Annotated in this window: 10 protein-coding genes; 3 read left to right on the forward strand and 7 right to left on the reverse strand. The window is 68.1% G+C overall.

All coding sequences use genetic code 11. The features are described from left to right. From V7Q39_RS12320 to V7Q39_RS12330, 3 genes are all read left to right on the forward strand, one after another. Positions 1–741, forward strand: a 741-nt coding sequence (locus V7Q39_RS12320; RefSeq protein ID WP_333816881.1) for an NAD(P)/FAD-dependent oxidoreductase, incomplete at its 5' end; no start/stop codon positions are given. Next, complete coding sequence (rsmD, locus tag V7Q39_RS12325) at positions 738–1,298, forward strand: 16S rRNA (guanine(966)-N(2))-methyltransferase RsmD (protein ID WP_333816882.1); 561 nt, start codon at positions 738–740, stop codon at positions 1,296–1,298. The genes V7Q39_RS12320 and rsmD, both read left to right, overlap by 4 nt. Next, the gene (locus V7Q39_RS12330; protein ID WP_333816883.1) at positions 1,295–1,966 is read left to right on the forward strand and encodes an HAD family hydrolase; all 672 of its coding nucleotides are present in this window, start codon (positions 1,295–1,297) and stop codon (positions 1,964–1,966) included. Before rsmD ends, V7Q39_RS12330 begins: the two co-directional genes overlap by 4 nt. A gap of 177 nt (positions 1,967–2,143) precedes the next feature. Here the strand turns inward: V7Q39_RS12330 and recR are convergent, their stop codons facing one another. From recR to V7Q39_RS12365, 7 genes are all read right to left on the reverse strand, one after another. After that, positions 2,144–2,740 carry a recombination mediator RecR gene (gene recR, locus V7Q39_RS12335; protein WP_333816884.1) on the reverse strand — a complete coding sequence of 199 codons (597 nt, stop codon included), beginning with the start codon at positions 2,738–2,740 and terminating at the stop codon, positions 2,144–2,146. Between the two features lie 10 nt (positions 2,741–2,750). Continuing rightward, positions 2,751–3,104: a YbaB/EbfC family nucleoid-associated protein gene (locus V7Q39_RS12340; protein ID WP_333816885.1), complete on the reverse strand. Its 354-nt coding sequence runs from the start codon at positions 3,102–3,104 to the stop codon at positions 2,751–2,753. Positions 3,105–3,158: 54 nt separating this feature from the next. Further along, positions 3,159–3,623, reverse strand: coding sequence for a GNAT family N-acetyltransferase (locus V7Q39_RS12345; RefSeq protein WP_333816886.1), 465 nt, complete (start codon positions 3,621–3,623; stop codon positions 3,159–3,161). Beyond that, positions 3,620–5,380, reverse strand: a complete 1,761-nt coding sequence (locus V7Q39_RS12350; RefSeq protein WP_333816887.1) for a DNA polymerase III subunit gamma/tau — start codon at positions 5,378–5,380, stop codon at positions 3,620–3,622. Before V7Q39_RS12350 ends, V7Q39_RS12345 begins: the two co-directional genes overlap by 4 nt. Before the next feature lie 71 nt (positions 5,381–5,451). Further along, complete coding sequence (locus V7Q39_RS12355) at positions 5,452–6,009, reverse strand: DinB family protein (protein ID WP_333816888.1); 558 nt, start codon at positions 6,007–6,009, stop codon at positions 5,452–5,454. A gap of 12 nt (positions 6,010–6,021) precedes the next feature. Further along, entirely contained in the window at positions 6,022–7,929 is a 1,908-nt protein-coding gene (locus V7Q39_RS12360) for a potassium transporter Kup (RefSeq protein ID WP_333816889.1), read from the reverse strand. A gap of 102 nt (positions 7,930–8,031) precedes the next feature. Next, positions 8,032–9,099 carry a Gfo/Idh/MocA family protein gene (locus V7Q39_RS12365; RefSeq protein WP_333816890.1) on the reverse strand — a complete coding sequence of 356 codons (1,068 nt, stop codon included), beginning with the start codon at positions 9,097–9,099 and terminating at the stop codon, positions 8,032–8,034. Between the last annotated feature and the right edge of the window lie 73 nt (positions 9,100–9,172).

The following is a 9,172-nucleotide window of genomic DNA, read 5'->3' on the forward strand; positions in this document are numbered from 1 at the left end:
CTGGAGGCGGCGGCGGTGGCGGCGAAGCTGGGGCTGGACGTGACGGTGCTGGAGATGGCGCCGCGCATCCTGCAACGGGTGGCTTCGCCCGAGACCTCGGATTACGTCCGCGCGCTGCATAAGGCGCATGGGGTGAAGGTGCTGGAAGAGACCGGCCTCGACCGGCTGGTTGGTGACGACCGGGTGGAAGGCGCGCTCCTGAAGGACGGGCGCATGTTGCCCGCGGATTTCGTGATCGTCGGGGTCGGGATCACGCCCAACACTCATCTGGCCGATGCGGCGGGGCTGGTCCTGGACAACGGCATCGCCACTGACGAACTGGGCCGCACCTCGGACCCCGCGATCTGGTCGGCGGGGGATTGCGCGTCCTTCCCCTGGAAGGGGGCGCGCATCCGGCTGGAATCGGTCGGCAATGCTATCGACCAGGCCGAGGCGGTGGCGGCGAACATCCTGGGGGCGGGCGAGCCCTATCGGGCGAAGCCCTGGTTCTGGTCGGACCAGTATGACCTGAAGCTGCAGATCGCGGGCCTGAACAGCGGCTACGACCGGATCGTCACCCGCAAGGGCGAGGGCGATGCGGCAAGCTTCTGGTATTACCGGGGTGCCGATCTGCTGGCGGTGGATGCGATGAACGACAGCCGTGCCTATATGGTCGGCAAGCGGCTGATCGAGATGGGCAGGTCCCCCGCGCCCGAGGTGATCGAGACCGCGGCGGACCTGAAGGCGCTCTTGAAGGGATGAGGATCATCGGCGGCGCACGCCGGGGCCTGAAGCTGGCGGAGGTGGGCGAGGGCGATGCAGCCGCGCATCTGCGGCCCACCTCGGACCGGGTGCGCGAGGCGATCTTCAACCTGTTGATCAATGCCCATGGCAACCCGGTCGCAGGGGCGCGGGTGCTGGACCTGTTCGCCGGGACCGGGGCGCTGGGGCTGGAAAGCCTGAGCCGGGGGGCGGTGCAGGCGACATTCGTCGATGACGGCGCCAAGGCGCTGGCGCTGATTCGGGCCAATATCGCGAAAATGCGGGTCGAGGGCGAGACGCAGGTGATCCGGCAGGATGCAACCCGGCTGGGGGTGAGCCCGGGCGAAGGCTATGGTCTTGTTTTCCTTGATCCTCCCTACGGGAAGGGGTTCGGCGAAGCGGCCCTTGGGGCAGCGCTGAAGGGCGGATGGATTGCGCCGGGCGCGATGGTGGTCTGGGAGGAAGGCGTGGCCCCACGCGTGCCAGAGGGGTTTGCACTGCTCGACCAGAGAAAGTATGGCGACACCGTCGTGACCTTGTTGAGAGCCCCGGAATGACCCGCCCCGAAGCCGTGCTCTTCGACTGCGACGGGGTCGTGGTTGACAGCGAGGGGCCGACATTTGCCCTGTTCCTGCAAGACCTTGCGGCTCACGGCCTGCCGATGTCGCTGGACCGGTTCGAGGCGGAGTTCCTGGGCGGCACGGTCGAGATGGTGGCGGCGCGGGCGCGGGCGGCGGGGGCCCGGTTGCCGGAGGGTTGGGTCGCGGATTTCTATCGGCGGATGTATGCGATGCTGGCCGAGGGCGTGCCCTTGGTGCCAGATGTCACTGGGGTGCTGGACCGGCTGGATCAGGCCGGGATTCCCTATGCGATGGGGTCGAACGGGTCGCTGGAGAAGATGGAGATCACCCTTGGCCAGCATGGGATGTTCGGCCGGTTCAGGGCGGTGTTGTCGGGGCAAGGGATGGGCGCGCCGAAGCCTGCGCCGGATGTTTATCTTGCAGCGGCAAGGGCTTGCGGGGCGCGGCCCGAGGGGTGCGTGGTGATCGAGGACAGCGCCTCGGGCGCGCAGGCGGGGCTGGCGGCGGGGATGCGGGTGCTGGGCTTTGCGGCGCATGGGGCGGAGACCGTGACCGCCCGGCAACTGACGGCGCTGGGGGTGCCGCTGTTTCACCGGATGGCGGAGTTGCCGGGGCTTCTGGGATTGGAACCTGCAAGCCTTTGAGAGCGCTTGCTTAACCGGAGACCGTTGGGCCGGATTGGCCGTCTGGTTCCGGTATGGATTGCGTATGGCTTCCATACATACGCGCGTCGGGAGGGTGGGGCGTTAACCCTCCGGCGCGAATCGCCTACGCTGGCTCCTCGTGCGACTGCGTCTTCTCGTCGAGGTCGAGGCGGTGGGTCACAGCCTGCGCCTTGCCCGCAGCGCCGCGCCGATGGTGCCGTCGTCGAGATAGTCCAGCTCGCCGCCGATGGGGACGCCCTGTGCCAGCGTGGTGATCTGCGCCGCGGTGCCGGACAGGGCGTCGGCGATGTAATGCGCGGTGGTCTGGCCGTCGACAGTGGCGTTCAGCGCCAGAATGACCTCGCGCGCGGATTCCTCGGCCACGCGGGCCACAAGGCGGGGAATGCCCAGCTCCTCGGGGCCGACGGCGTCCAGCGCAGAGAGCGTGCCGCCCAGCACATGATACCGGCCCCGGAAGACCTGGCCGCGTTCCATGGCCCAGAGGTCGGCGACATCCTCAACCACGCAGATTTCCCCCGTCGCCCGGGCCGGATCGGCACAGATGGCGCAGACTTCCGCCGTGGAGATGTTGCCGCAGACCCGACATTCCTTCGCGGCCAGCGCCACCTCGGCCAGTGCCTGCGCCAAAGGGGCCATCAGCTGCGCGCGTTTCTTCAGGAGCACCAGCACCGCGCGACGGGCGGACCTTGGCCCGAGGCCGGGAAGCCGCGCCATCAGTTCGATCAGCGCCTCGATGCCGGTCTCGTCCGCCATGGCCGCCGGGTCAGAACGGCAGCTTCATGCCGGGCGGCAGGCCCAGCGATTCGGCCAGCTTCGACATTTCCTGCTCGCTGCGCTGGCGCGCCCGGTCCTGGGCATCGTGGATGGCGGCAAGGATCAGGTCCTCGACCACTTCCTTCTCGCTGGCGACCAGGATCGAGGGGTCGATGTCCAGGCCGGTGACCTCGCCCTTCGCCGTCGCCCGGGCCTTGACCAGCCCGGCCCCGGCCTCGCCCATGACGACCGTGCGGCCCAGCTCCTCTTGCAGCCCGGCCAGCTTGCCCTGCATTTCGGTGGCGGCCTTCATCATCTTGGCCATGTCGCCAAGCCCGCCCAAGCCGCCCAGACCCTTCAGCATCTCGTTCTCCGTCCGTTTCCCTTGAGATATGGGTTGGCGGGGCAGGGCGCAAGCTCAGGGCGTGGCGCGGAACAGCATTCTGCGCGGGGAAAAGCCTGCGGCGCGGAAGAAGGCATGTGCGTCGCGGTTCGCCTCCCAGGTGTCGAGCAGGATTTCGTCGACCCACAAGTCGCGGGCAAGCTGGCGGGCGGCCTCCAGAAGCGCGCGGCCCTGGCCCCGGCGGCGGGCCTCGGGGACGACGGCGATATGGTCGATCATCAGGCGGCGGATGGCGGGCGAGAAGATCGACGCCTCCCGCGTCTGGAGCTGGCAGAGGGCATAGCCGGTGGCAGGCTCGCCGGTCAGGAAGGCGGTGCAGCCGGGGTCCGACAGGCGGTCGGCGAACCAGGCGGTCAGGGCGTCCGGGTCGGGGGTCGGGAAGAAGGCCTCGGGGTAGCGCGCGGCATGCCAGCCCTGCACATGGGCATTGAGCCGCGCGAGGGTGGCGGCATCCGCCCGCGTGGCGCGGCGGGGGATCATTCCTCGAACGGGTCCCAGTCGTCGTCGAGCTCGGGGTCGGCCTGCGGCAGGGCGGCTTCGGCGGCCTCCGCGGTGATCGCCTCGGGCGAGCGGACCTCGGAAATCTTTGCGCCGGGGAAGGCGGTGAGGATCGCCTGCACGAGAGGGTTCTCGGCCGCCTGGGCGCGGACTTCCGACAGTTCGGCGTCGCGCGCCTCGGCGATGCTGGGCTGGCCGCCGGAGGCGACGACCGAGACCCCCCAGCGCGCGCCGGTCCAGCCCTGCAGGCGCTGGCCGAGGCGGGCGGCGAGGTCGGGCTTGGCGCCGGGGGCGGGTTCGAACTCGATCCGGCCGGGGGCGTAGCGGACAAGGCGGAGGCCTGTCTCGACCTCGTTCAAGAGCAGCATGTCGCGTTTCGCGCGGATCAGTTCGATCACCTGCGCGAAGCTGGCGTAGACCTGCAGCTGGCCTTCGGCCAGCGCCGGGGCGGCGGCGGTCATCACCGGGCCGCGTGCCGGGGCGGCGTGGACGGGCGCAAGACGCGGGGCGTGGAGGCTGCCGCCGCCAGCGGGTGCACCACCGGGAATGCCGCCGCCGGAGGGGCCAGCGGGCGGACGCGGACTGTCCTGCAATTTCCTCACCAGAGTTTCCGGGTCGGGCAGGTCGGCGACATGGGTCAGCCGGATCACCGCCATCTCGGCGGCCATCATGGCGTTCGGGGCCAACGCCACCTCTTCGATCGCCTTCAGCAGCATCTGCCACATCCGGGTGAGGGCGCGCATCGGCAGGCGCGCCGCCATGTCCTGCCCGCGCGTCTGTTCGTCGGGCGGCGTGGTCGGGTCCTCGGCGGCCGAGGGGTTGATCTTGATGACGGAAATCCAGTGGGTGATCTCGGCCAGATCGCGCAGCACGGCCATCGGGTCGGCGCCATCGGCATATTGCGCCGAAAGCTCGGACAGCGCGGTGGCGGCGTCGCCCCGCATGATCAGGTCGAAGAGGTCGAGCGTGCGGCCCCGGTCGGCCAGGCCCAGCATGGCGCGGACCTGATCGCCCGTCGTTTCGCCCGCGCCATGGGCGATGGCCTGGTCCATCAGGCTCATCGCATCGCGGACCGAGCCTTCTGCGGCGCGGGTGATCAGCGCAAACGCGTCGGGGGCAAGCTTCGCGCCCTCCAGATCGGCCACCTTGGCAAGGTGCGCCATCATCACCTCGGGCTCGATCCGCTTCAGGTCGAAGCGCTGGCAGCGCGACAACACGGTGACGGGGACCTTGCGGATCTCTGTGGTGGCGAAGATGAACTTCACATGCGCCGGGGGTTCCTCAAGCGTCTTCAACAATGCGTTGAAGGCGGCGGTCGACAGCATGTGGACTTCGTCGATGATGTAGACCTTGAAGCGCGCCGAGGCAGCCCGGTAATGGACTGAGTCGATGATCTCGCGGATGTCGCCCACGCCGGTACGGCTGGCCGCGTCCATCTCCAGCACGTCGACATGGCGGCCCTCGGCGATGGCGCGGCAGGGCTCGCAGATCCCGCAGGGTTCGGTCGTCGGCCCGCCGGTCCCGTCCGGCCCGACGCAGTTCAGCCCCTTGGCGATGATCCGGGCGGTGGTGGTCTTGCCCACCCCGCGGACGCCGGTCATCACGAAGGCATGCGCGATGCGGTCGGCGGCGAAGGCGTTCTTCAGGGTGCGAACCATCGCCTCCTGCCCGATGAGGTCGGCGAAGGTTTGCGGGCGGTACTTGCGGGCAAGGACCTGGTAGGCGGGCTGGTCGGACATGGAACCCTCGTGACTCGGGCGAAAGACTAGGGCGCGGGGGGCGGAAGGTCCACCGGGAAGCGCCGCCCGGATTAGCGCATCAACTCGGCCTCGGACCAGCCGAGCCGCGCCATGTCCTCGGCCCGGGCGGCTGCATCGTCGCCCACGATGAACTCGTCCAGCTGCGGCGGCGCGACCGATGTGGCGGACAGGAGGCCATGCACCTGACCCCGGTGATGCGTCTGGTGCTGGAAGATATGCGACAGCACATCGTCGCGGCGGTCGCTTTGCACCCGCTCGCCCCGGTCGATGGCGACGATCCCGGTCAGCGCCTCGGGCGACAGGCCTTCGACATGGGCGATGAGGGCCGCGTCACTGTCTGCCTGCCAGGCGGCAAGGGTGGACAGGTCGGGGCAGAAGCTCGCCTCGTCCAGCGCCGCGCGGTCAAGCGGGCGGCCGAGAAGCGCGTTCAGGTAGAAGCGGTCGACCATCAGGATGTGGTTCAGCGTCTTTTGGATCGACCCGAAGAAGGCCGGGCGCGGGGCCGACAGCTCGACCGGGTCCAGCGCGGCACAGGCGCGATGCAGCCGGGCATTGGCCAGCCGGTTCGCCTGGGCCAGCTTGCGATAGACGCGCAGGGGATCGGTCATTGCAAAGCTCCCTCAGATCACCATCTGCTGGCCAAGCTCGATCACCCGGTTCGCAGGCAGGCGGTAGAAGCTGGTCGCATCCGCCGCGCTGCGGGTCAGCGCCAAGAACACGCGCTCCTGCCAGAGCGGCAGGCCCTGCTTTTTCCCCGACTTGAACGACCGACGGTTCAGGAAGAACGAGGTCGCCATGATATCGTATTTCACCCCCGCCCGCCGGGCCAGTGCCAGTGCCTTCGGCACGTTGGTCTCTTCCATATAGCCGAAGATCAGGTTGATCCGGGTGAAGCGGTCGTTGATCGGCGTGATTTCCAGCCGATCCTCCTCCTCGACATAGGGTGTGTTGGCCATGTTCACGCCCACGATCAGGTTCTGGGCATGGACCACCTGGTTGTGCTTGATGTTGTGCAGCAGTGCCGCAGGGGCGACCTCGGGGTCGGCGGTCAGGAAGACCGCGGTGCCCGCCACCTCCTTGATCCGCTTCGATTTCTGGATCGTCATCATCAGCGTGTCGATGCTGACCGCATCCCGCCGGGCCTGCGCCAGCACATGGGCCGAGCCACGCATCCAGGTCCACATCAGCAGGCAGAGCGCGGTCGCGATCAGGATCGGCACATAGCCGCCGTCGACGATCTTGGTGGCATTGGCGATCAGGAACATCACCTCGATCGCCAGAAGCGGCCCGATGACGACGTTGGTCAGGAACGGCGACCAGCCCCAGACCCGGCGGAACAGCACCGCCGCCAGGATTGAGGTGATCACCATGTCGCCCGTCACCGCGATGCCATAGGCCGAGGCGAGGTTGGACGAGGACTGGAACTGCAGGACCAGGAAGACCACGCCCACCGCCAGGATCGTGTTGACCTTGGGCAGGTAGATCTGGCCGAACTGGCTTTCCGAGGTATGCAGGATCTCCATCCGCGGCAGCAGGCCCATGCGGACCGCCTGCTTGACCATCGAAAAGGCGCCCGAGATCACCGCCTGGCTGGCGATCACCGTGGCGCAGGTCGCCAGCAGCACCAGCGGCAGCAGCGCCCAGTCCGGGGCCATCAGGAAGAACGGGTTGCCCGCCTTTTCGGGATGCGCCAACACCAGCGCGCCCTGACCCAGATAGCTCAGCACCAGAGCGGGGAAGACCAGCGCGGACCAGGCGATGCGGATCGGGCGGCGGCCGAAATGCCCCATGTCGGCATAAAGCGCTTCGCCCCCGGTGACGGCCAGAAAGACCGAGCCCATCACGATCAGCGAGGCATGGCCGTTCTCGATCAGGAACAGCACGCCGTGCCAGGGGTTCACCGCGCTGAAGATCGCCCAGTCGTCACCGATATGCCGCAGGCCAAGGATGCCGATGGTCAGGAACCAGACCAGCATGATCGGCCCGAACAGCACCGAGACGACCGCCGTCCCGAAGCGCTGCACGAAGAACAGGATCAGGATGATGCCCAGTGTCACGGGCACGACGAAGGGGGCAAAGTCCGGCGCCACCAATTCCATCCCCTCGACTGCCGACAGCACGGACATCGCGGGTGTGATCATCGCATCCCCGAAGAACAGCGAGATCCCGACCATCCCGATCCCGATCAACCAGCCGGGCCGGGTCTGAAACGATTGCTGGATCAGCGCGACCAGTGACAGGGTCCCGCCCTCGCCGTGGTTGTCGGCGCGCATGACCAGGATCACATATTTGACGGTCACGATCAGGATCAGCGTCCAGATCAGCAGCGAGACGATGCCCAGCACCTCGTGCCGCATCAGGCCGTTCTGGCTGGCGGTGCGGATCGATTCGCGCATCGCGTAAAGCGGGCTGGTGCCGATATCGCCGTAGACCACCCCGATGCAGCCAAGGGTCAGGAGGGCAAGGCTTCCCTTCGCGCCGTGCCCGCTGGCCGTCGGCTCGAGGTCCTCGCTGGATCGGTCTGACATGAGGCACCCCCCGGCGGCCCATCATTTACCGGAACCCGGAGAGGGCGACAAGGTTGCTGCAACGGGGCAGATATCTCCCTGTGAAGCGACGAATTGCGTCCGTCAGGTGCGGGTCGCCGCGGCGGGCGGAAAGCTGCGGCGCATCCCGGGGGTGATCCCCGCCCCGAAGGCCCGCGGGGGCAGCGGCACCGTCGTCCCGCTGCGCGCCGCCTCGTCTATGGCCAGCAGGACCTGCAGGTCGGCAAGGCCCTCCTCGCCATCGGCCTCGGGGGGGGTGCCGCTGGCGATGCAGTCCGAGAAATAGGCGATCTGCCCGGCGAAATGGTCGACCTGGGGGAAGGTCCGGGTCGTCTCGCCGCTTGCGTCCCGAAGGCGCATCCGCATCGCCGATTCGAAACGGAACGCCGGGTCCAGCATTACCTCTCCTGTCGTGCCGATGACATTAAGGCTCTCCGACAGCGCCGAGCCGAAGGAGCAGAAGAACTGTGCCAGCCGCCCGCCCGGGAAGAGCAGGGTCACGGCAAGGCTCGCGTCGATCTCGGCGAAGCGCGGGTCTGCGGGCGGGCGGACCGCCATGGCCTGCACCGCCACCGGTTCGGCGGCCAGGATGTGACGCGCCGCGTTCAGGCAATAGACGCCGACATCCGGAAGCGGCCCGCCCCAGTGCCCGGCCTTCAGCCGATGGTTGCCCGCCTGGGTCTGGAACCCGAAGCTCGCCGCGACATGGACCGGTTCCCCGATCCGGCCCGACCGCACCGCCTCCAGCATCGCATGGGTGCCGGGTTCGTTATGCAGCCGGTAGGCGGTCATCAGGAAGGCCCCGCTTTCGGCCGCGGCCGCGTTCATCGCCTCGCCCTCCGCCAGGCTGGTGGCGAGCGGCTTCTCGACCATCACATGCTTGCCCGCCTTCAGCGCGCGGATGGTGAAATCGGCGTGCAGGTCGTTCGGCAGCGCGATGTAGACTGCGTCGATGCGGTCGCTTCCCACCAGGGCGTCATAGCCGTCATAGCCCATGACCTCCGGCACGCCATGGCGTGCCGCCAGCTCCCGGGCGATCTCCGGGCTGCCCGAGACGATGGCCGCGACCCGCGAATTTCCGGTGACGGCAACCCCCGGCAGGAATGCCTCCTGCGAGATCCATCCTGCTCCGATGACGGCGTAACGGATCATGGTCAAGCTTCCCTGTTTGGTTTTTTGCCCATGATGATCATGGCGAGGATATCGTCGTCTGAGACGTCGTTGA

Source organism: Tabrizicola sp., from assembly GCF_036781545.1.
In the GTDB taxonomy this organism is placed as follows: domain Bacteria; phylum Pseudomonadota; class Alphaproteobacteria; order Rhodobacterales; family Rhodobacteraceae; genus Tabrizicola.

What these genes read in the sequence shown, in the direction of transcription:
- rsmD (WP_333816882.1), top strand. Translation starts at nt 738, where the DNA reads ATGAGGATCATCGGCGGCGCACGCCGGGGCCTGAAGCTGGCGGAGGTG.
- V7Q39_RS12330 (WP_333816883.1), top strand. Translation starts at nt 1,295, where the DNA reads ATGACCCGCCCCGAAGCCGTGCTCTTCGACTGCGACGGGGTCGTGGTT.
- recR (WP_333816884.1), bottom strand. Translation starts at nt 2,740, where the DNA reads ATGGCGGACGAGACCGGCATCGAGGCGCTGATCGAACTGATGGCGCGG.
- V7Q39_RS12340 (WP_333816885.1), bottom strand. Translation starts at nt 3,104, where the DNA reads ATGCTGAAGGGTCTGGGCGGCTTGGGCGGGCTTGGCGACATGGCCAAG.
- V7Q39_RS12345 (WP_333816886.1), bottom strand. Translation starts at nt 3,623, where the DNA reads ATGATCCCCCGCCGCGCCACGCGGGCGGATGCCGCCACCCTCGCGCGG.
- V7Q39_RS12350 (WP_333816887.1), bottom strand. Translation starts at nt 5,380, where the DNA reads ATGTCCGACCAGCCCGCCTACCAGGTCCTTGCCCGCAAGTACCGCCCG.
- V7Q39_RS12355 (WP_333816888.1), bottom strand. Translation starts at nt 6,009, where the DNA reads ATGACCGATCCCCTGCGCGTCTATCGCAAGCTGGCCCAGGCGAACCGG.
- V7Q39_RS12360 (WP_333816889.1), bottom strand. Translation starts at nt 7,929, where the DNA reads ATGTCAGACCGATCCAGCGAGGACCTCGAGCCGACGGCCAGCGGGCAC.
- V7Q39_RS12365 (WP_333816890.1), bottom strand. Translation starts at nt 9,099, where the DNA reads ATGATCCGTTACGCCGTCATCGGAGCAGGATGGATCTCGCAGGAGGCA.